Here is a 21,453-nt window from a genome sequence, read left to right on the forward strand (position 1 = left end):
CTCTTGAATTAAATAATTTTGCTGATTAATTTAAGATCAAATAAATTGTACGTTTTTTGATTTATGACGGAAGTCTACTATAATTCCATGCAAAGTTTTGCCCATTGACGACATACTGCACATTACAAGTATATGTGCTACCAATACCCGTACATTTACTATTCAAACCATTAATCTTAACTTGATCCAGAACCTTGTCCAGACCAGTAGAATCTGCATTAAACGCAGTTTTAAAAATGTTTGGATAACCTTTACTCGTATCTATATTTGCATCAAATACGGTCTTTAAGTTCGCAACAACTTCTTTTGCGGCTTTATCAATAGCAGCATTTATTTCATCACTAGTACTGTCTTTAGCCAGTTTTGCCCAATTGGTATAAATTTCTGCCAATGAGTTGTAATCACGTTTTTCATCCGCTTTGTTGGCAGCCAAAATTGCCTGTGTGGTTAATTGGGTTACATTGACATTACCAGCAGCCGAAGCATAAGAATATAGGGTAACTTGGGATTCACCAGTACCTTTAGTTGCCTTTAATAAATAAGGTGCTCCCTTTTCAACATCGAGACTGAATTTACCATCTGCCCCCGCAACAACTGATTTAGTTGTGCCATTTTTATTGACCACTTCAATATTCGCACCAGCCAGAGCAGCTCCAGTTGCAACAGTCCCTGTCAATTTTTCAGTCGTTGTTTGCTGTTGCCCACCATTATTGTCATTTGAACTATTATCATCATTACAACCTGTGACCATTACAATCGCACTAAATAAAGCTGAGCAAATTGCTGTACGTTTTAAAACTATTTTTTTTTCATTATCAATTATCCTTATGTATTTAGTGATCAATGCTTTGTGAAGCACGATTTATAATAAGCAACAGCCAAAACACACTTCAAGTTAGTTTTCAGTCAAAATAATAATTAAAAAATATTTAACCATCCAACAAAAATTAATCATTGTTTTGCATAAATTTTACAATTCTATATAGAGTCTTTTCTTGTTTTAAATTTGTATAAAAATATTTTTAAAAACAAATATTTAATTAAAAAAACTATCAATTCCCCATTTGAGGAATACCCATTTATGACACATTCTTCCCACCTTTAACCACAATCTCCAAGACATTCACCAACTCAACATTTTGTTTTTCTAATGCAGCAATATTGGCAACAGTTTTATCTAACACTTCTTGTTGTACATGCATTTTCTTAGCGAGATCCTGCATAATTTCCAGACTCTTTTTTAGATGCAACTCTAAATGCACTACTTTTTCTTCTAATTGCGCAACATAAATATCTTGGCTTTGTACAGTTGACGTTTTAAACTGAAACCAAAATAAAAAAGCAACAGCCATCAATAAAACAATCAGAAAACCCCAAATCAACATCAATGTCATAATTTCATCCTCAAATTTTCTTTTTAATATACGATCTATTTAATTACAAAAAGATTCACACAAATCAAGTAGTCGATTCGCATATCCCCACTCATTATCATACCATGCAAACACTTTAGCTTGATGACCCACCACCATGGTTTGAGTTAAATCGACGATTAAAGAATAGGGCGAATGATTAAAATCACTTGAAACCAAATCTTCATCTGTCACTTGCATGATCTGCGCATAATCATATTGAGCTGCTTTACTCAAAACCTCATTGACTTTGTGTACTGTAATTGGTGAATGCGAAACAAAAGTTAAATCAATTGCTGCGACATTAATGGTCGGTACACGAATCGAATAACCATCAATTCGACCTTCCATTTTTGGCATGACTTGTTTTAATGCCCCTAATGCACTCGATGTGGTTGGAATAATATTTTGTCCTGATGCACGGGCACGGCGCAAATCACGATGGGCATGATCCAATACTGACTGATCCGCAGTCACTGCATGAATTTCCGTCATCAATGCCGTTTCAATGCCAAAGGCATCATCAATAATTTTGACCAACGGTACTAATGCCTGTGTAGTACAGGACACACTGGAAATAATTTGATCAGTTACTTTCACATCATTGTGATTGACACCATAGACAATTGCAGCATCGACCGAATCAAAAGGTGCAGCCCCAATAATCACGCGCTTTGCCCCTGCTTCGACATGCCGAGTTGCATCAGCACGTGAACGGAATAGACCTGTACATTCCAATACAACATCTATTTTTAAATCTGCCCAAAGGAGTAATTCAGGTTGAGCCTGTTTAAATACCTGTAATTTTAATTGTCGTTGATGGGACTGAATATTTAAAAATATCTGTTCATTTTCAATCTGAATTTCAACTTGACCTGCAAAACGTCCATGCGTGGTATCGTATTTAAACAAATGTACCAAAGTCTGCACATCGGCAATGTCGTTGATAGCAACGATATCAAATTGAAATTGTTTTGGACTCTCAAACCACGCACGTAATACATTTCGACCAATTCGACCAAATCCATTGATAGCGATACGTTGCATGCAGAGCCCTTTCATCAAAACATCATCTTTTCTATGCTATATGGTAAAACATGAACAGCGCTATTGAATATAGATTTTTAGTTTAAACACAGTTTTTATGATATTGCTTGTAAAATCGTTGGTTGGGATCATATTTTCCGTTATAATTTAGCACTTTTAAAAATTATGGACGCTTGGTTGTGAGTACTCGTTTTATGACATCCGCTGAAATCCGTGAAGCATTTTTGCGTTACTTCGAATCGCAAGGGCATACACGTGTTGCTTCGAGTTCTCTCGTTCCTGCCAACGACCCAACTTTACTGTTTACCAATGCTGGTATGAACCAGTTTAAAGATTGTTTCTTAGGTTTAGAAAAGCGTGATTATGTTCGTGCTGTTTCATCTCAAAAATGTGTACGTGCAGGCGGCAAACACAATGACCTCGACAATGTAGGTTATACCGCACGTCATCACACTTTCTTTGAAATGTTAGGTAACTTTTCTTTCGGTGATTATTTTAAAGAAAATGCACTGAAATTTGCTTGGGAATTTTTAACCAGCGAACAGTGGTTAGGCTTACCGAAAGATCGTTTATATGTCACGGTTTATCATACCGATGATGAAGCATTTGATATCTGGAACAAAGAAATCGGAATCGATGCTGAACGTATCATTCGTATTGGCGATAACAAAGGCGGAAAATACGCATCTGATAATTTCTGGGCAATGGGTGATACAGGTCCTTGTGGTCCGTGTTCTGAAATTTTCTATGATCATGGTGATCATATCTGGGGTGGCTTACCAGGCTCACCTGAAGAAGATGGCGACCGTTTCATCGAAATCTGGAACAACGTTTTCATGCAGTTTAACCGTACTGCGGATGGTGTAATGCACCCTCTTCCAGCACCTTCTGTAGATACAGGTATGGGCTTGGAGCGTATTTCTGCAGTTCTGCAACATGTCAATTCAAACTATGAAATTGATCTGTTCCAGCACCTGTTAAAAGCTGCTGCTGAAATCATTGGTTTGGATACCACTGCAATTGAAGCTGAAGCGAAAGCTCAAAATAAACCAGTTGAATACCCAGCTTCTTTAAAAGTGATTGCAGATCATGCACGTTCATGCTCATTCTTGATTGCTGACGGTGTTAATCCTTCAAATGAAGGTCGTGGTTATGTGTTGCGTCGTATCATTCGTCGTGCAGTGCGTCATGGTAACAAGCTCGGTGCGACTGGTTCATTCTTCTACAAGATGTTGCAACCGCTGATTGAAGTCATGGGTGAAGCATATCCTGAACTTGCGGCACAACAGGCACGCATTGAAGCGCAACTGCTGAAAGAAGAAGAGCAATTTGCGAAAACACTTGAACAAGGCTTGAAATTACTTGAAGGTGAATTGGCTCAGCTAAAAGGCAATGTGATTGCTGGTGAAACTGTATTTAAACTTTACGATACTTACGGTTTCCCGACTGACTTAACTGCTGATATCGCGCGTGAACGTGATCTTACAATTGACGAAGCTGGCTTCGAAGTTGAAATGGCTGCTCAGCGTCAACGTGCACGTGATGCTGGTAAGTTTGCAGTTGATTATAACAGCATTGTAAAAGTTGAAGGCGAAACTCAATTTGACGGTTATGATGCAACTCAAGGTCAAGGTCAAATTGTTGCGATCTATAAAGATGGCGTTCAAGTTGATGAAATCAACGAAGGCGATGAAGCACTGATCGTATTGAACCAAACCCCTTTCTATGCAGAAAGTGGTGGTCAGATTGGTGACACTGGTATCTTCAAGAACGATACAGGTATTTTTGAAGTACAAGATACTAAAAAATCTGGTGGTGCTTTTGTACACCAAGGTATCGTCACTATGGGTAGCCTCAAAGCAACTCAAAATGTTGAAGCAACGGTTAAAGCGGATATTCGTGCAGCAACAGCACGCAACCACTCTGCAACTCACCTTCTACATGCCGCTTTACGTCAAATTCTGGGTGAACATGTTCAACAGAAAGGTTCTTTGGTTGCAAGTGATATTTTGCGTTTCGACTTTGCTAATGACCAACCTGTTTCATTTGAACAATTGCAACAGATTGAGCGTTTGGTCAATGCTGAAGTGATTGCCAATACGACAGTAAGCACTGAATTACTTGATATTGAATCAGCGAAAGCGAAAGGTGCGATGATGCTGTTCGGTGAAAAGTATGGTGAAGAAGTTCGCGTACTTTCTATGGGTTCTATTATTGAAGAGAAAAACTTCTCTATCGAGCTTTGTGGTGGTATTCATGTTAAGCGCACAGGTGATATTGGTTTATTCAAAATCACTTCTGAAGGTGGTGTAGCAGCTGGTGTTCGCCGTATCGAAGCCGTAACGGGTACCAAAGCACTTGAAGTTGTTCAAAAAGCTGAAGCTGATATTCAGACGATCAATGCTTTATTGAAAGCGCAAAAAGATCAAACTGTAGAAAAAGTTGAATCAATTGTTGAAACAGCATCAAGTCTGCAAAAGCAAATTGAACAATTGAATCAAAAATTAGCCAGCTTCCAAGCAGCTGATTTATTAGATCAAGTCAAAGAAATTGCTGGTCGTCAAACGCTTATCACATCAGTAAAAGGTTTAGATGCCAAATCATTACGCAATCTTCATGACAGCGTAAAATCAAAATTGGAAGATGCAGTCATTATTTTAGCTGGTGTTGATGGTGATAAAGTGAGTTTAATCGCCTCCGTCGCTAAACAATACGCTGCAACTCTAAAAGCAGGTGACATCATCAAACATTTAGCTCAAGAGCTTGGTGGCAAAGGTGGTGGTAAACCTGACTTAGCACAAGGTGGCGCGCCACTTAACGAGAAGTTTGATCAAGTAATCGCAGCATTGCCTGCTTGGCTTGAGCAATAATAACAACTTCACTTTTGTGTAACTGACCCTGATGCCTCTCAGGGTCATGGCTTATATGGAACAACTATGGCATTAATCGTTCAAAAATATGGCGGTACCTCTATGGGTACTCCTGAGCGCATTTTAAATGTTGCTCATCGTGTCAAGCGTTGGCATGATCACGGTCACAAAGTGGTCGTGGTTGTATCGGCAATGAGTGGTGAAACCAACCGCTTACTTGCGCTTGCTAAAGCCATTACTAGCACCCCTAACCCACGTGAACTTGATCAAATGGTGTCTACGGGTGAGCAAGTAACGATTTCCATGTTAGCTATGGCACTGAATTCAATTGGTGTAGAAGCTAAATCATACACTGGACGTCAAGTTGGTATTAAAACTGACAGCGCGTTTACCAAAGCGCGTATCGAATCTATTGATACCGATGTCATGACAGCTGATTTAGATGCTGGTCGTGTGATTGTTGTCGCAGGTTTCCAAGGCTTTGATGCTGAAGGAAATATTACAACATTAGGTCGTGGCGGCTCAGATACTTCTGGTGTAGCTCTTGCAGCTGCATTAAAAGCAGATGAATGCCAAATTTACACAGATGTGGATGGTGTTTATACCACTGATCCTCGTGTTGCACCTAAAGCGAAAAAAGTTGACCGTATCTCTTTTGAAGAAATGCTTGAAATGGCATCTTTAGGTTCAAAAGTTTTACAAATTCGTTCGGTTGAATTCGCAGGCAAATATCAAGTTCCATTACGTGTATTATCAAGCTTTGATAATGACAATGACGGCGCATTTGATGAAGATTTCAAACAAAACGTAGGCACATTAATCACGACTGAGGCAGAAGACGACATGGAACAACCAATTATTGCAGGCATTGCATTTAACCGTGACGAAGCAAAATTAACGATTTTGGGTGTTCCAGATGAACCGGGCATTGCCTCTAAAATCTTATCCCCGATTAGTGATGCTAACATTGAAGTGGATATGATTATCCAAAATGTTGAAGAAGATGGTACTACTGATTTTACTTTTACTGTAAATCGCAATGATCTTGCTAAAGCTAAAGCAATCTTGGACCAAACAGCAAGCAGCATTGAAGGCTGTGAAGTTGTCACTCGCGATGACATCGTAAAAGTGTCTATTGTTGGTGTAGGTATGCGCTCACATGCTGGTGTAGCAAGCAAAATGTTTACAGCTCTTGCAGATGAAAGCATTAATATCCTCATGATTTCTACTTCAGAAATTAAGATTTCTGTCATCATTGAAGAAAACTACTTAGAGCTTGCTGTACGTTGCCTACATACTGCTTTTGGTTTAGACCGTGAACATGGCGAAAGCAGTGCACGTGCTTAATTCATAGCACAATAAACATATTTACTTTCAAGTAAATGGTAAAAAATACAGAGCCACTATAGTTTTTATTACAGTGGCTCTGCTATATTAAGTTGTGAGGTTTTTCAGAAGAACTCGACAGAACTTACGAAAAAAAGCTGTTTTTTACATATTTCTGTTAAAATTTTCTGTATATTAAGGCTGTGCTTTCAAATAATGAATTCCCTGTCGCAAGTTTAAGCGTTTAGCAAGGAGATAAACATGCTGATTCTGACCCGTCGTGTCGGAGAAACATTAATGATTGGGGATCAAGTCAGTGTTACTGTGCTTGGCGTAAAAGGTAATCAGGTGCGTATTGGTGTAAATGCTCCAAAAGAAGTTTCAGTGCATCGTGAGGAAATTTACCAACGTATCCAACATGAACGTGCTATGCATGAGCATTTACAACATCTTGATCAAGATTATCAACTTTCTTTTGAAGAAGATAATAACGATTTTACTCGACATAATAACTTCAATCGTTAATGTACAGAATTCTTCTCTAACAATTAAAGCGACTAATTATTAGTCGCTTTAATTGTTTATGGATACTCATTTATATATTTATAAACCCAGTGCTTTTTTTACTGGCGCATAACTACGACGATGTTGATCAATCACGCCATACGCTGCAATTGCTTCAAAATGCGCTTTGGTTGGATAGCCTTTATGTTTTGCAAAACCGTAATTAGGATACTGCTGATCTAGTTCATGCATTTGGCGGTCACGTGTTACTTTAGCCAAGATACTTGCTGCGCTAATCTCCGCATGACTTGCATCCCCACCAACAATCGCCTCACACAATATTTCAATTCCTTTCGGAATTTGGTTGCCATCAACAATCACTTTTTCAGGCTGAATGTTTAAGGTATCTACAGCACGACGCATGGCTAAAAAAGTTGCCTGTAAAATATTAATTTCGTCAATTTCTGAGTGGGAAGCTTCTGCAATTGACCAAGCTAAGGCCTTCTCTTGAATTTCTAAGAAAAGTTTTTCACGTTTCTTTTCAGTTAATTTTTTAGAATCATTTAAACCATCAATCGGATTATTGGGATCTAAAATTACCGCAGCAGCAACAACTGAACCGACCAAAGGCCCACGCCCTGCCTCATCTACACCAGCAACAAACATGATATTACTCACAAAGATTAGCTGCTTCAGAGCAACTAATTACAACCTATTTAAACTGTTGTATTTTATCACTTCTGATACGCAAGCGTTCATCGTTTTTGCGACAGCAACGCCTGTTAAGGCTGTTCTAGCTTTTGAATCAACTGCCGCTAAAGCAAGCTCTGATGGAGATAATACAGTAGGTGTATTTTTACCAACACATTTACAAATTTGCTTTTTCTTCTGTTGTTTTTGGTTCTTGGTCATTAATTTACTTGCAACTTTCTAAGCCGCGAAATCATCGATATCATGAGTACACTTGGTTTGTGCTGCACATTGTATTGCTGACGTACCCATTTTCAGTTTAGTTGGTTCAGCACTTTGTCAACACCTGCAAATAAGGTAAAGAAAGAGAAAAGAATAAAAAAATTGTTCTTATTCATACAAAACCTATTCTAAATGTAGGTATTTTTTATAATTTAATCATATAAGTCTATTAACACGATCTTCAATTACAAGACCATATCAATTTCATGTAAAAAAGCAGAACCAAGTCAAACTTAGCTCTGCTTAGCGTATTTCATCAGAATTATTTCTTCAACACTTCTGCGACACAGGCATTTACTGTTTTAGAAACAACTTGATTCACAATCGTTGCACGCGCTGTAGGATCAATCGCAGCTGTGGCCAATTCAACAGTCGTTACACTATTTGGTGCTTTTTCACTAACACATCCACATACATTCGTTTGAATGTTTTCACGTTGCTCAGATGTCATTAAACGTGTCGCTGTTTTCCATGCTGGTAATGTATTGATCTCATTAATACATTTTGCATTCACAGCAATTTTTAATGCAGCCATACCTAGCTGCTGAGATGTTGTTGCAGTGGAATTATTAGTATTTGGCGCAACACACCCATTTAAAGCAAATAACATAGGTACGATAAAGAATAATTTTTTCACGAACTCAAACCTGTATCCAAAATTTTAGCACACGTATTGTGCCTAAAGGATGACTTGAAAGAAATGACTGTGTAGATTCTTTACATAATATAACAATCAAGTTGCATTTTACTTACTGCTCTACACGTAAAACGCTCTGTTACATATACACTGTATATGAAGAAAAATGAGCTATTTAAAATCGTAAAACTCATATTCACCGCTAGGATGTTGCGATGTCAACCTCAGCACAATATTACACTCGCACAGCGCAAATTTTACACTGGCTGATGGCGGCTATTTTTATCACAGCTTGGCTGATCGGCTTTTACAGTGGGAATTTTCTCAGCTATGACGTTGATGGAAGCTTCAAAGGCAATGTTATTACACTACATAAAAATATAGCCACCACCATTATCTTTCTGGTTGTGATTCGAATTTTTTGGCGTTATACCCACCCAGTCCCTAAACTACCAAACACCATGTCACCTATGATGAAGACTTTGGCTCATATCGGCCATTTCTTACTGTATCTCATGCTACTTGCGCTACCAATTACTGGCTGTTTATTTAGCTGGAGTGCTGGACATCCAGCTCCTGTTTTATATTTATTTGAAATTCCTCGCCTAGTTCAAGATAATCCTGACCTGCTTGAAATAGTGAAACCGTTACACATTTATCTTTCTTGGTTTGCAGGTTTACTTATTGTTGGTCATGCTTTAGCAGCAATAAAACATCACATCATTGATAAAGATAATGTCTTATTGAGTATGTTGCGCCAACCTAAATAAATCCTGACACATAAAAAAAACCGCTTAACGCGGTTTTTTTACATTTAAATCTTTTTTACTTCTGCAATCCATTTCTGTTTCTCATCATCAGAAATAAAGGATGCCTCAAAAGAGTTAATTGCAAGTTGCTTAAGCTCATCATTCGATAAATCTAAAGCCTGCTGAATTGCTACAAAGTTATCATTCATATAACCACCGAAATATGAAGGATCATCCGAGTTTACAGTAACATGCACACCTTTTTGTAATAAACGGCGGATGTTATGCTCGCCCATGTCATTGACAACACAAAGCTTTAAATTACTTAAAGGGCAAACTGTTAATGGCATTTTTTCTGCGATTAAACGTACCATTAACTGCTCATCTTCTTCTGAGCGAACACCATGATCAATACGGTTTACTTTGAGTAAATCCAAAGCTTCCCAGATATATTCTGGTGGGCCTTCTTCACCTGCATGTGCCACAATCAAGAAACCTGCTTCACGTGCTTTAGCAAAAACACGTTCAAATTTCGAAGGAGGATGCCCTACTTCGCTTGAATCTAAACCAATTGCAATAATGTCATCTTTAAATGGCAAGGCTTGCTCAAGTGTTTCAAATGCTTTTTCTTCACTTAAATGACGCAAGAAGCACATGATCAATTGAGAACTAATCCCTAATTTTTCTTGAGCATCTTTACAAGCACGCTTTAAACCTGCCAGTACCGTTGCAAATTCAACCCCACGCTCAGTATGTGTTTGTGGGTCGAAGAACATCTCTGTATGCACGACACGATCTTCAGCACATTTCTCGAAATATGCCCAAGCTAGATCATAAAAATCTTGTTCATGCACCAGCACGTTCGCACCAGCATAATAGATATCAAGAAATGATTGAAGATTATGGAAGTTGTAGGCTTGCTTTACTTCCTCAACTGATTGATACGGAATCTGAATCTGATTACGCTGTGCAATTGCAAACATCAGTTCTGGTTCAAAAGTCCCTTCAATATGCACATGCAATTCGGCTTTGGGTAAAGCACGAATCAGCTCGATTTGATTCATATTAACTCCACGTTTAAATAAAAAAGGGTGTTGCCTGTTCGGTACACCCTCTAAAGGTTTTATCAATAACTTTTAAATGGCTTAACCACCAAATGCAATAAATTTAAATACCCACAGTGCAGCAATAATCCAAACCATGTAAGGAACTGTTTTTGCTTTGCCCGTAAATAATTTGACTAATGCATAACTAATAAAGCCCATTGCAATACCATCCGCAATTGAATACGTAAATGGCATAAATACAATCGTTAAAAATGCAGGTACTGCTTCTGTAATATCATCCCAATCAATATGTGTGATTCCTTGAATCATCAACACACCGATAAATAATAATGCAGGAGCTGTTGCAAAACTTGGAACAGATTGAGCTAATGGTGCCAAGAATAAGCAGCCAATAAATAAGAATGCAACGACAACGGCAGTCAAACCTGTACGACCACCCGCAGCAACGCCAGATGCAGATTCGATATAAGGTGTGGTTGAAGATGTACCTAATGCTGCGCCTGCAACAATTGCTGTTGAATCAGCAAACAACGCTTTCTTCAAACGAGGTAACTTACCATCTTGTAGTAAACCTGCACGGTGCGATACACCAACTAAAGTCCCTGTACTATCAAATAAATCGACAATAAAGAAGACAAAAATCACACCAACCATACTTGCAGTGAATAAACCTTCAAAGTCCATTTGCATAAAGGTGGGTGCAATCGATGGAATTTGTCCAACAACACCTTTAAATTCATTTAAGCCTAAAGCTGTCGCTATTCCAGTCACAGCAAGAATACTAATGATGATCGCACCACGAACTTTTAACTGGTGTAAAACCACAATCATTAAAAAGCCAAATAAAGCCAGTAAAACCGTAGGTTGCTTGATATTTCCCAGACCAACCAAAGTCGCTGGATTGTCTACAATGATGCCTGCATTTTTAAGCGCAATGAGGGCAAGAAATAAACCAATACCCCCGCCAATCGCAAATTTAAGCGACATAGGAATGGCATTGACAATCGCTTCACGAATTTTAAAAAAGCTGATTGCCAAAAAGATTAAACCTGATACAAAAACAGCCGCAAGCGCCGTCTGCCAAGGTACACCCATGCCTAAACAGACCGAATAGGTAAAATAGGCATTTAGACCCATCCCCGGTGCAAGTGCGATTGGATAATTGGCAACAATCCCCATTACCAAGCAACCAATAGCAGCAGCTAAACAGGTTGCAACAAACACGGCACCATGATCCATTCCAGTTTCGGAAAGAATAAGTGGGTTTACAATAATGATGTAACACATCGTCAAAAATGTAGTTACACCCGCTAGAACTTCTGTTCTGAAGTTGGTTTTGTTCTCACTTAATTTAAATAAGCGTTCTAAAACACCAACCGAAGCATTAGGCGTTGTCATAACATAGCACCTGTTAAAATCTGAGATCTTAGGAATTGAAATCTATACACTTGCATTTCAATCTTTTTTGAATTTGCGAAATGGCATACACAACGACAAAGCAATCTCTATGCCAGCCGAATGCTTGTGACACCAACAAGATGTATAAATCTGACCCGCTATCAAAATGTAAAAAGCTGCATAACAAGATGCAGCTTTTTATTCAATGGTAAATATTTTAACAGATTTTAAGCAAAACTTGATGGCTTCAAATCAAAAAAAAGCCTAGTTATCATACATTTTAGAAAGACACATACACTGAATTGCAATAATTATTGATTAATATCAATGACTATTGATCGTTCTTATACGATGACAAATGTGTATGCTTGATATAATTAGGATTATTCTGGATCATATGCAAACTGTGTTCCGCATCATTTACAATTTTCGTAAGCTCTTGGCGTCTTTTATCTTGGGCATCTACATATGCAGCGTAACCTAAAACAACAATCGAACAAACAACAAGCAATGGAAGGAATTTCTTCATTATTATCTCTATTGTATGCTTTTCTTGAATATTAACAATAATAAACAAAAAAGATAATTAATTAACATTAAATAATCAAAATTAGAAATAAATAACAATTATATGATTGTTTATGAATTGATTTTGTATATTTTTCATCCAAATAAATCTTAAATTATTTATATTCTTAATGCAATTGCATTTTATATAATTCAATTAGATAGCTTGAAATTTAAGCATTTTTTATAACATTTGTTAAAATTAAAGATGGATTATTATCAAAAATCAAATAAAAAAGCGTCTTTAGTTTAACTAAAGACGCTTTTACTCATATGCGATTTAAACAAGTTTAAAACTGATAATTTCATCGAACTAGAACATTACGTGGTGTTCCAGGCATTGACTCTGAGCGCCAATAGTCTTTATTGGTTAGGTTATTTACAGCAAGCGTAACGTTCCAAGGATCAGCGTTATAACCAATTGCAGCATCTAAACGCGTGAATCCTTGAAAATCGATAGGCGTATTATCTAAATTGCCATTGGAATATATCTTCGCATCACCAACATAAGTTGCGCCAATTTCACCATAGATCTTCTCGACTGGTAAATAGCGTATAAATAAGTTTCCAGTATGGCGTGGAGTATTATTGAGTACTTTACCAACATTGGCCGCTTTATTGTCTTTAGAAATCTCTGTATTCATATAGCTATAGCCTCCCCGTACAAACAAGTTATCTAAAGCACGTCCAATAAAACTAAACTCTATCCCTTTAGACTGATGCTGGACCCTTCAATATTTCAATGCGCTCAATATTGGCAGTACTACGGCGAACTTGACCACTTTCACGGACACCATCACGATAGATATCGCCAGTATCTGCATTAAATCCGCGCAAGTTGATGCCATCACCACGCATGTCATAGCTCGTTGATATCCCTGGTGTTCCCTGTAACATCACACTTAAATCATTTGCACCATAGATTTTATATTTCTGAACATCAATGGTATCAATCGTTTGAGGAATATCTTTTTTCTTTAGCCCATTTCGAGTCACGCTGGCTTGATCATAATCAATATAGCTTTTAATTGGATCAAGCTCACTCATTGCTTCAATTTTAATCGTTGGCATAACCGCAGCCTGAATATTGTTTTCGTTGGCAAGTAGGTACTGCGCTTGTAAGAGCATTAAGCTTAATGCACTAAATCTAAAAATAGGCTTGTGAGAGAGCGTAACATATCGAGATGTCATAAAAATTCCAAACAAAAAATCAGACAAATATTAAGAAAAACTTAAAATATAAAAAACAATACAATATTAATGAAAATAATTCTTATTTTTACCATATTTTGCATAATTTCTTTCTCATAGCTTATTAAGCAGTCAATTTTTACGAAATCATGCTCTTTAATAGCGCATAAATAATTAAAAAATTTTTTTAAATCTGAGGCTTATTTAAGCTAAATTCCATTTTTCTACACAATTTTACATTAGGCTACACAAAATAATTTGATCTTTCTTTTGGGGTACTTGAATGAAATATCCACTCTATTCTGGGAAATTGAGTGTACTTAGCTCGGCATTACTGAGTATCAGCACTTCAGTTTTCGCCGCTGATAGCAACATAACAACACCTACAGAAACAGCAACGCAAGTTTTACCTACCCTATCGTTTAAAGCATCGGCAGAGCCACAGAAACCAAAAGATGATGATATAAGTGCTGTACCTAAAACCATTATCACCCGTGATGAAATGCTACAGTACGGCGATCAATCCGTGATGGATGCATTACGTAGAGCTGCTGGATTTCAACTTCCGACACCTGGACAAGGTCCACGCGGTGGTGGCGGCACTTCTGGGATGCGTTTCCGTGGTGGAGCTGGTCCAACATTCCTTATCAATGGTGAACCTGTGCAAGGTGGACCACGTGGTGGGATGTCTATTATTGACACGATTACCCCTGAAATGATTGAACGAATTGAAGTCGTGAAGCAGCCAAGTGTTGCTCAAGCGTCTGTTGCGTCATCAGCTGTTATCAACATTATTTTGAAAGAACCTCTCGATAGTCGTATCAGTGGCTCGATAAAAGTAGGTTATGGTAAGTATGAGGATTCTGAGAAACAATCAAAGAGCGAACAAAAAATCAGCCTACAAGCTGACGGTCGTGAAAATCAATGGTCATATAGTGTTTCTGCAAATCAAATGTGGGTTGATAACACCTCCCTAACCAAAACAGAAACATCAGCGGGTACACGTGAACAATCGCGCACGGTCAATCGAAGCATGCAAATGTTTTCACCTCGCTTGCAATACGATCTCGATGATCAACAAAAATTGATTGCCGAATTATTCTATCGCAACATCAAAATGGATGGTTATTCAGCCAATCAAACGCAAGATGATAAAAATGATAGCATTCGTCTAAATACACGTTATGAACGAAAAGACAAAGACTTAAGCGATAAGATTCGGCTATCCGTTGAACGTCAAACCGAAACTCAACTCACCCGTTCACCTCAAAATACCATTTATACCGATGAAACCATTCATGAATATGGCCTCGCTTATGATGGGATGCGCAAATTAGATCCGACTCGTCAAATCAAATTTGGTGTTGATACACGGAGTAGTAATTTAGACAGTAATGTGAGCAATCGTTTAGATGAGCAACGTTATGCTTTATATGCCGAGGGAAGCTGGCGTTTTACAGATCGACAAACCATTACGTTGGGCGCGCGCCAAGAATGGTTAAATCGCTCTGGTCTAGTTGATTATCAGGACCAACATCTTAGCCCTGTACTTGCTTATCGTTTTGATCTAACCGAACAATGGTCGATTCAAACCAACCTGAGCCAAGCATTTAACAGTCCAAAAACTGATCGTCTAATTCCGAATGTCACTGTTTCTACAGATAGCGATGCTGGTTCATTGAATAATCCTGATCGCGGCGGTAATCCTGCCTTAAAACCAGAGAAAACAAGCGCTGTAGAATCAACTCTGGCATATGACTCAGCGAATGGTGGTATGAGTTTAACTGCATATCATCGCGAAATTAAAGATTACATCGAAAAGGTGATTGCGCTTGAAGGGTCACGTTATGTTGAACGTCCACAAAACCAAAATCAAGCAACGACCTATGGTGTTGAACTTTCTGGACGTTATGCCCTGAAACAAACGGATGCAGGTCATTCATTTATGCTGAATGGGCAAATATCAACGATTCGTGCAAAAGTTGAAGATGAACAGCACAATGAGCGTTTAGTCAGCGATGTTGCCCCATATAATGCAAGTGCAGGGTTATCTTATAACTTTAAGCCTTGGCAGCTTTCTACCAGTATCAATGTGAGCTATACACCTGAATTTACGCGTGGTTTAGATGGTCAACCTTATGATCGAACCACCAATCAACGTTTTGGATTAGACCTCAGTGCAACCAAGCGTTTCACTGGTGGCTGGGCGGCAAGTTTAAATCTCAACAATCTACTCAGTACAGATTATAAAGAACGACTGACCAATCAATCTGACGGTAGTTTATATCAAGCAAGAACAAATCAAGGTATGGCGAGTTTCCAATTCTCTGTTGAGAAAAAGTTCTAACTTTACTGCCTAGGCTAAATTGATTCATCATTAACAAAAGCCAGTTATGAAAATAGCTGGTTTTTTAGATTTCAAAATAGATATTAAAAATCTAACTATGAAAATTTTCGATATTGGGAATACTATGATCTTCATCCTACTTTCATCAGTGCTTAGAGGATAATATGAGAACCGAACTCAAAGCCAAAATCCTACAGGTCTGCGATGAAAAAATTGCAAAAAAAGGCAGTAACGTCAGACTTTCTTTCTATGCTTTTTTGCCAATAAAAATGGTGATCCTGAACACTTAATGGAAGCTGCCCCATTGGTGGATCATTGAACATCGACTTGATCATTTTGAAAAAGCTGACAAGATCAAAGCACTAGTCTTAGCCCAACCCGATTAATCAAACGTCTTAATACACATCGCGTTGATAACGCTGTTGCTGCTTAAGCTGTTCTACCTGTTCATACCCTAGAATCTCTTTTAGAACTTGATCAACACCGCTCGCCATGCCTTGTAAACTACCACAGACATATATCGCTGCGCCTTGTGCAATCCATGCTTGTAATTGAACCGATTGTTTTCTTAGACGATCTTGAACATAGATTTTTTCAGCTTGATCACGTGAAAAAGCATAATCCACATACTCCAGAAAACTATGCTGCTGCCAATAGCGAATCTCTGTTTGGTACAAATGATCAAACTGCTGCTGTCTTTCACCAAAAATCAACCAATTCCGTCTATATCCCCAATGCTCACGTTGGCGTAAATGTGCAACTAGACCTGCGATTCCCGTACCATTGCCAATTAAAATCAGTGGTCGATCATCATGAACTAAGTGAAAACTTGGATTATGACGTATGTTGGCTTGCAGCGATTGGTCTTGCTCCAACCCCACTGTCAACCAACCTGAGCCTAGTCCTAAACCTGATTCAGTCTGTTGCTGTCTCACCACCAATTCAATTAAACCGTTTTCAGGTAAGCTTGCAATCGAATACTCACGCTGAGCTAAGGATTCAAATTGTGTAATCCATTCAGCAAATGAAAGTGATGCGCGAGGTGGTAATTTTCTTAAATTTAAGCGGCGCAGTTGAGGTATGAAATCCACTGCATCTTCTTGCTGTTGTGCTACTAAAAAATTCTGAATATCAATCGTATTATTTTCACATTGAATTTCTAAAATATCGCCTGATGACCAAACTAAATCTTGTTCAGAAATCAATTGGATTTTATAAATTGCTTCCCCAATACTGCCTTTATTCAGGCATTGGCGATGAGCAAATCTTAATTCCACGCGCTCTTTTTCAATGGATAGCGCAGAAAATTGAGTGGTGGTTAACTGCTCCAAGCTAAGCAACCATTGTTCTAAATCACGACTATTGAGCTGATCCACACAAACTGTTGGAAATAGAGCTTGAGCTTGTTGCTTCAATAACCATTGTTCTAGTGTTTTCCCAAACTGACAAAAATTCGAGTAACGTTGATCACCCAATGCAAGCACTGAAAATGACAAATGCGATAAATCTAAAGATTGGGACAGAATTTTATGGACAAATGACTGGGCTGCATCAGGTGCATCCCCTTCTCCATAGGTACTCACCACCCATAAAATACATTGATGTTGCGTTAAATCAGTAATACTCAGTTCTTGAATATTTCGAATTGCAGTGCGATGATCAATTAAACGCAATTGTTCAGCGGTGTGATTTGCCCAAGATTCAGCATGCCCCGATTGACTGGCATACACCACTAAATAAGCAGGATGATCTTGATTCGTTTTTTGCTTCGCATGACCTTGTTGCCATACCAACCAAACGATTATAAAAAGATGGAGACTCAATAATATTGCCAATATCACAATAATCGTCAGTACAGCTTGAGTCATCCTTTCACCCTTAAATGGCAGACCAAATGAGCAAAATAATTGCCGATAAACTACATGCCGTTAAAAGCAGATGTGTCACTAAACGGGTTTTAATGGTCAGGAACAGAATATAACCTGCCAAAGATAATAAAATAATGATGATCGCACTAATATCAATTAACCAATGCCAAGCTGTTCCAACGTTTTTGCCACGATGCAAATCATTCAATAATGAAACAGTGGTGGCTGGTTTCTGCGTTATCTCAACATCACCATTGTCGAGCAACACCCATAAGTCTGTTGAACCTGCTGGGCTTTCGAGACGAATCATGACCTCACCGTCTAGCACTTCACTACTTTTATAACGACCAATCAAAGGCTGTTTCGAACGAACGTATTCCACAATACTTTGGCTTGGATTCTCTTGTTTTTGCAGAGACGCAACCAGTGTTGGCGGTAAAGTGAATGTGGTGGTTTGCTCTTCATTTTTTGATTTAAACCAATCAGGATTATTGAGAAATAAACCTGTAGCAGCAAAGAAGATCAAAACGATAAAGGCAAAGGCAGAAAGCCAACCATGCACATAGCGTGCATGGCGGTAAAAATCAGGGCGTTGATACAAGGGACTAGCCTCATAAATGGAGTGATGCTAGAAATTAAGCACCACGTTGGAAATTCAATTTAACTGTACCAATTTCTGCTTGAGCGGGCAGCGTTTGTGTTGCAGCTTTTGGTGTGACATTCAATTCAATGGTTTGATAAGAATGATCACCATGCTCACGCGAGGTTTCAATATGGATAATATATTTACCTGCATTCACTATTTTACCCGCTTCGTCTTTACCATCCCAAGCCAACTTATACTGTCCTGGTTGACGTGAAGGTTTTGCAACAGCATCTAAGTTTGGCATTTGACGACCATATCGACGCCACCAAACATAGTTAGAGTTAATCCACTTCTCATCTTTACCCCAGACAGCCAGTGTACGCACAATCTTTTTATCGCTATCTGTAACCCAAACTGACACATAAGGTGCACGGTAGTTATCTACTGCGATCTTTGGAATATTCACTTCTAACTGAGCTTGGTAGCCTTTTGGCCAAGCTGTTGCTGCGCCATTCGCCGCAACATGACGCATTAGAGCAGGTTGATTGGCATCTAATAATGATGACCAGCCTGAACTTTGATAACGTGTGCCGTCAGTTGCAACAAGTTGAGCTTCATAACCGACGAGTTGTTCAATCAGTTGCATCCCTTCATGCGCAGGCATTGCGGTTAATGCTGTTGCTAAAGCATCTGAATCAGCAGCACATTGTCCAACCACAACACATTGTTCAACGTTTTGAATCGGTTGTCCTGTATGTGGATTTAACAAATGTGATTGATCTGCGAACCCACGATAGCCCTGACCACTAAAAGCTACAGCTTGATCTTTCAGGTTGAGTACCTGAGTTGGTGCAACATTATCAAAACGTTCATTTGGGTCTTGTACACCAACTTTCCAACCCGCTTGTTGAGGTGATTGCCCCCATACACGCATATCGCCACCAATATCAATCAGAATACCTTGTAAATGTGGCACTGCTTGTTTAGCTGCTAACAAAGCACGGTCAATCACATAGCCTTTAGCGTAAGCATCAGGGGCGATTTTAATAGCTGATGCTGTTTTAATTTGCTTGGTTACAGGATTCAGTTCAATACTTTGCGTCTGTAACTGTCGCAATAAAGATTCTTGAGTATTGTCATCCAAGCGTTGGACTTGATTGCTATTTTCCCATAATTGGATCAATTGCCCCAAACGTGCATCAAAACCGCCACACGTTGCACTGCGCCACTGTTCACAAGCTGCGATAACATCATAAAGCTCAGATGAAGCCGAAATTTGCTGCTCACGATTTAATTGGCTGATTTCACTATCAGCACGCCAAACAGAAAGAATCTGATCAAGCCTCGCAATTTCTGTTTGAATTGCTTGTAAAACTTTTTCTGCATCTTGTTGCTGGGTCGTTGTGACAACAACATCTAAAGATGTGCCTAGCACATGATCTTGATGAAAACGATAACTTGGTAATTGGATTGGCGCGGATAATTGATGTGCATCTTTTATATTTATACTTAGTTCATCTGCTTGAGTCGCCGTAAATGGGGACATCAAAACTGTTAACGCAGCCATCAACGGAGATAAACGAAAAATTATCTGTATTGGACGAAAAATTTGTTGAGTTGATGACATACGGGGATTCCATTTTCCAAGATTTACTTAAAATCTACTGGTCGCTCAATTAAAGTAATGCTCTTCTCTTTCTGTCTCAACACTTAACGTAGTCTATGATATAATTTCATTAAATTTTTCAATAAAATCAATAACATTAATCTTCATTAAAAATTAAGCTAAAAGAGAGGAATAACTTTTAATCATCAACTTAGTTTTTGAACATGACGATTAAAAATTTATCGAAATAATATTGCAATTGATACTCGTTATCAAGTAGATTGTGGCAAATCTTTTGCATTTTGTATATTTCTCTTTTAAGGAATTTTTCATGCGTCATTTGATTACGACTGGATTACTCGCGCTGTTACCAACCTTGAGTTTTGCTCATACTGCCAGCCCATTTTTACTGCCTGAAGTCTTCGATAGCAAATCTGACAGTGTGAGCTTTCAAAGTGGTATTACAGTAGAAAAATTCTTTGTCGCAAGTAGAAATTTTAAAACCAGCTATCAAGTCACAACGCCTGAAGGTAAAACTGAATCTTTCAATGCAGCAGCTGAACTCAAAAAGTTTAATATCGCTGAATTCAATTTAACCAATGATGGTACCTATCGCATTCGCACAAAAGAAGCGACTGGTAATCCAACCAAATATGCTCAAGTTGATGGGCGTTGGTTACGTGTTCGTCCATCACGACCTGCAAATGCTGCACCTATGCAACCTCAAGCAAATGCTGAACAAAAAGCACCTCAGCAAGCAAGCCAACCACCACGTTTTGTGACAGAGGATCAAATCACGGCTAATGCAAAAACACTTCAAACAACAAACTATTATCTTGCTGAAAGCTTTGTGACAAAAGGCAAACCAAGCCCAATTCCACAAGTTGAAAATAAAGGTTTTGAATTTAAGTTTTTAACACACCCAAATGAATTATTTGCTGGTGAATCACTTAAAGCACAAGTTTTAATGGATGGCAAAGCTGTTCCTAACTTAGAAGTTGATGTCTTTAAAGGTGCGAGCAGCTATCAACCCAATGCTAAACGTGAACAACCGCACGTGAAAACCAATGCAAAAGGTGAAGTCGAGATTAAATTTAGCGAAGCAGGCATTTATTTAATTACCGCGACTTATCCAGAAGCGAATAGTGACAATACCAAACCACCTGTTGCTCAAACATACACGTATAGTGTTACCGTTGAAGTGACGGAGTAAGCCATTCAGGCACTTACATTTACATTTTTTGTAAGTGCCTTTGATTTTCCTGTCTGGTTACAAGCAATTCAAATTTCTGCTTTGACTGACTTA

General features: G+C 38.5%; 18 protein-coding genes and 2 pseudogenes. 7 read left to right on the plus strand and 13 right to left on the minus strand.

The window, feature by feature from the left end:
• Positions 1-61: 61 nt before the first annotated feature.
• From NO346_RS05805 to NO346_RS05815, 3 genes are all read right to left on the minus strand, one after another.
• Entirely contained in the window at positions 62-751 is a 690-nt protein-coding gene (locus NO346_RS05805) for a carboxypeptidase-like regulatory domain-containing protein (RefSeq protein WP_256414569.1), read from the minus strand.
• A gap of 328 nt (positions 752-1,079) precedes the next feature.
• A complete protein-coding gene (locus NO346_RS05810; protein WP_256414570.1) occupies positions 1,080-1,394 on the minus strand; it encodes a hypothetical protein in 315 nt (104 codons plus the stop codon).
• 39 nt (positions 1,395-1,433) lie between these two features.
• Positions 1,434-2,459, minus strand: coding sequence for a type I glyceraldehyde-3-phosphate dehydrogenase (locus tag NO346_RS05815; protein ID WP_256414571.1), 1,026 nt, complete (start codon positions 2,457-2,459; stop codon positions 1,434-1,436).
• A 179-nt stretch (positions 2,460-2,638) separates the two neighbouring features.
• Between NO346_RS05815 and alaS the strand changes: the two genes are divergently transcribed.
• From alaS to csrA, 3 genes are all read left to right on the plus strand, one after another.
• Entirely contained in the window at positions 2,639-5,329 is a 2,691-nt protein-coding gene (gene alaS / locus NO346_RS05820; RefSeq protein ID WP_256414572.1) for an alanine--tRNA ligase, read from the plus strand.
• A gap of 66 nt (positions 5,330-5,395) precedes the next feature.
• A complete protein-coding gene (locus NO346_RS05825; RefSeq protein ID WP_004661340.1) occupies positions 5,396-6,676 on the plus strand; it encodes an aspartate kinase in 1,281 nt (426 codons plus the stop codon).
• A gap of 240 nt (positions 6,677-6,916) precedes the next feature.
• Entirely contained in the window at positions 6,917-7,180 is a 264-nt protein-coding gene (gene csrA, locus NO346_RS05830) for a carbon storage regulator CsrA (protein WP_004661337.1), read from the plus strand.
• Positions 7,181-7,258: 78 nt separating this feature from the next.
• On the opposite strand, the gene rnhB is transcribed toward csrA, so the two are convergent.
• The 3 genes from rnhB to NO346_RS05845 all read right to left on the minus strand — a co-directional run bounded on the left by rnhB (position 7,259) and on the right by NO346_RS05845 (position 8,768).
• Positions 7,259-7,825, minus strand: a complete 567-nt coding sequence (gene rnhB, locus NO346_RS05835) for a ribonuclease HII (protein WP_249570073.1) — start codon at positions 7,823-7,825, stop codon at positions 7,259-7,261.
• Between the two features lie 39 nt (positions 7,826-7,864).
• Entirely contained in the window at positions 7,865-8,071 is a 207-nt protein-coding gene (locus NO346_RS05840; RefSeq protein ID WP_256414573.1) for a hypothetical protein, read from the minus strand.
• Positions 8,072-8,393: 322 nt separating this feature from the next.
• A complete protein-coding gene (locus NO346_RS05845; RefSeq protein ID WP_005161007.1) occupies positions 8,394-8,768 on the minus strand; it encodes a hypothetical protein in 375 nt (124 codons plus the stop codon).
• Positions 8,769-8,983: 215 nt separating this feature from the next.
• Between NO346_RS05845 and NO346_RS05850 the strand changes: the two genes are divergently transcribed.
• Positions 8,984-9,538: a cytochrome b gene (locus NO346_RS05850; RefSeq protein WP_005215347.1), complete on the plus strand. Its 555-nt coding sequence runs from the start codon at positions 8,984-8,986 to the stop codon at positions 9,536-9,538.
• Positions 9,539-9,582: 44 nt separating this feature from the next.
• Here the strand turns inward: NO346_RS05850 and NO346_RS05855 are convergent, their stop codons facing one another.
• From NO346_RS05855 to NO346_RS05870, 4 genes and pseudogenes are all read right to left on the minus strand, one after another.
• Positions 9,583-10,581, minus strand: a complete 999-nt coding sequence (locus NO346_RS05855; protein ID WP_005161014.1) for an adenosine deaminase — start codon at positions 10,579-10,581, stop codon at positions 9,583-9,585.
• An 81-nt stretch (positions 10,582-10,662) separates the two neighbouring features.
• Positions 10,663-11,982, minus strand: a complete 1,320-nt coding sequence (locus NO346_RS05860; protein ID WP_005161017.1) for an NCS2 family permease — start codon at positions 11,980-11,982, stop codon at positions 10,663-10,665.
• Between the two features lie 331 nt (positions 11,983-12,313).
• Complete coding sequence (locus NO346_RS05865) at positions 12,314-12,511, minus strand: hypothetical protein (RefSeq protein WP_005161023.1); 198 nt, start codon at positions 12,509-12,511, stop codon at positions 12,314-12,316.
• Between the two features lie 343 nt (positions 12,512-12,854).
• Positions 12,855-13,740, minus strand: a pseudogene (locus NO346_RS05870) (TonB-dependent receptor domain-containing protein).
• A gap of 283 nt (positions 13,741-14,023) precedes the next feature.
• Between NO346_RS05870 and NO346_RS05875 the strand changes: the two are divergent.
• Both NO346_RS05875 and NO346_RS05880 read left to right on the plus strand, forming a co-directional pair.
• The gene (locus tag NO346_RS05875; RefSeq protein WP_256414574.1) at positions 14,024-16,087 is read left to right on the plus strand and encodes a TonB-dependent siderophore receptor; all 2,064 of its coding nucleotides are present in this window, start codon (positions 14,024-14,026) and stop codon (positions 16,085-16,087) included.
• A gap of 164 nt (positions 16,088-16,251) precedes the next feature.
• A pseudogene (locus tag NO346_RS05880) lies at positions 16,252-16,473 on the plus strand (DUF6500 family protein).
• Between the two features lie 9 nt (positions 16,474-16,482).
• On the opposite strand, the gene NO346_RS05885 reads toward NO346_RS05880, so the two are convergent.
• Genes NO346_RS05885 through NO346_RS05895 form a run of 3 tightly spaced genes read right to left on the minus strand, consistent with a single transcriptional unit; the run spans position 16,483 to position 20,168 of the window.
• A complete protein-coding gene (locus tag NO346_RS05885; RefSeq protein WP_256414575.1) occupies positions 16,483-17,955 on the minus strand; it encodes a sulfite reductase subunit alpha in 1,473 nt (490 codons plus the stop codon).
• 10 nt (positions 17,956-17,965) lie between these two features.
• The gene (locus tag NO346_RS05890; protein ID WP_256414576.1) at positions 17,966-18,556 is read right to left on the minus strand and encodes a PepSY-associated TM helix domain-containing protein; all 591 of its coding nucleotides are present in this window, start codon (positions 18,554-18,556) and stop codon (positions 17,966-17,968) included.
• A gap of 34 nt (positions 18,557-18,590) precedes the next feature.
• Positions 18,591-20,168 (minus strand): DUF2271 domain-containing protein, encoded by a 1,578-nt coding sequence (locus NO346_RS05895; protein ID WP_256414577.1) that lies wholly within the window; start codon positions 20,166-20,168, stop codon positions 18,591-18,593.
• 310 nt (positions 20,169-20,478) lie between these two features.
• Here NO346_RS05895 and NO346_RS05900 point away from each other — a divergent pair, with 310 nt between their 5' ends.
• On the plus strand, positions 20,479-21,360 hold the full coding sequence (locus tag NO346_RS05900) for a DUF4198 domain-containing protein (protein ID WP_005161041.1): 882 nt from the start codon (positions 20,479-20,481) through the stop codon (positions 21,358-21,360).
• The last annotated feature ends 93 nt before the right edge of the window (positions 21,361-21,453 follow it).

The organism is Acinetobacter sp. 5862, assembly GCF_024494585.1.
In the GTDB taxonomy this organism is placed as follows: domain Bacteria; phylum Pseudomonadota; class Gammaproteobacteria; order Pseudomonadales; family Moraxellaceae; genus Acinetobacter.

What these genes read in the sequence shown, in the direction of transcription:
- NO346_RS05805 (WP_256414569.1), bottom strand. Translation starts at nt 751, where the DNA reads ATGGTCACAGGTTGTAATGATGATAATAGTTCAAATGACAATAATGGT.
- NO346_RS05810 (WP_256414570.1), bottom strand. Translation starts at nt 1,394, where the DNA reads ATGACATTGATGTTGATTTGGGGTTTTCTGATTGTTTTATTGATGGCT.
- NO346_RS05815 (WP_256414571.1), bottom strand. Translation starts at nt 2,459, where the DNA reads ATGCAACGTATCGCTATCAATGGATTTGGTCGAATTGGTCGAAATGTA.
- NO346_RS05825 (WP_004661340.1), top strand. Translation starts at nt 5,396, where the DNA reads ATGGCATTAATCGTTCAAAAATATGGCGGTACCTCTATGGGTACTCCT.
- csrA (WP_004661337.1), top strand. Translation starts at nt 6,917, where the DNA reads ATGCTGATTCTGACCCGTCGTGTCGGAGAAACATTAATGATTGGGGAT.
- rnhB (WP_249570073.1), bottom strand. Translation starts at nt 7,825, where the DNA reads ATGTTTGTTGCTGGTGTAGATGAGGCAGGGCGTGGGCCTTTGGTCGGT.
- NO346_RS05840 (WP_256414573.1), bottom strand. Translation starts at nt 8,071, where the DNA reads ATGACCAAGAACCAAAAACAACAGAAGAAAAAGCAAATTTGTAAATGT.
- NO346_RS05850 (WP_005215347.1), top strand. Translation starts at nt 8,984, where the DNA reads ATGTCAACCTCAGCACAATATTACACTCGCACAGCGCAAATTTTACAC.
- NO346_RS05855 (WP_005161014.1), bottom strand. Translation starts at nt 10,581, where the DNA reads ATGAATCAAATCGAGCTGATTCGTGCTTTACCCAAAGCCGAATTGCAT.
- NO346_RS05860 (WP_005161017.1), bottom strand. Translation starts at nt 11,982, where the DNA reads ATGACAACGCCTAATGCTTCGGTTGGTGTTTTAGAACGCTTATTTAAA.
- NO346_RS05865 (WP_005161023.1), bottom strand. Translation starts at nt 12,511, where the DNA reads ATGAAGAAATTCCTTCCATTGCTTGTTGTTTGTTCGATTGTTGTTTTA.
- NO346_RS05875 (WP_256414574.1), top strand. Translation starts at nt 14,024, where the DNA reads ATGAAATATCCACTCTATTCTGGGAAATTGAGTGTACTTAGCTCGGCA.
- NO346_RS05885 (WP_256414575.1), bottom strand. Translation starts at nt 17,955, where the DNA reads ATGACTCAAGCTGTACTGACGATTATTGTGATATTGGCAATATTATTG.
- NO346_RS05895 (WP_256414577.1), bottom strand. Translation starts at nt 20,168, where the DNA reads ATGTCATCAACTCAACAAATTTTTCGTCCAATACAGATAATTTTTCGT.
- NO346_RS05900 (WP_005161041.1), top strand. Translation starts at nt 20,479, where the DNA reads ATGCGTCATTTGATTACGACTGGATTACTCGCGCTGTTACCAACCTTG.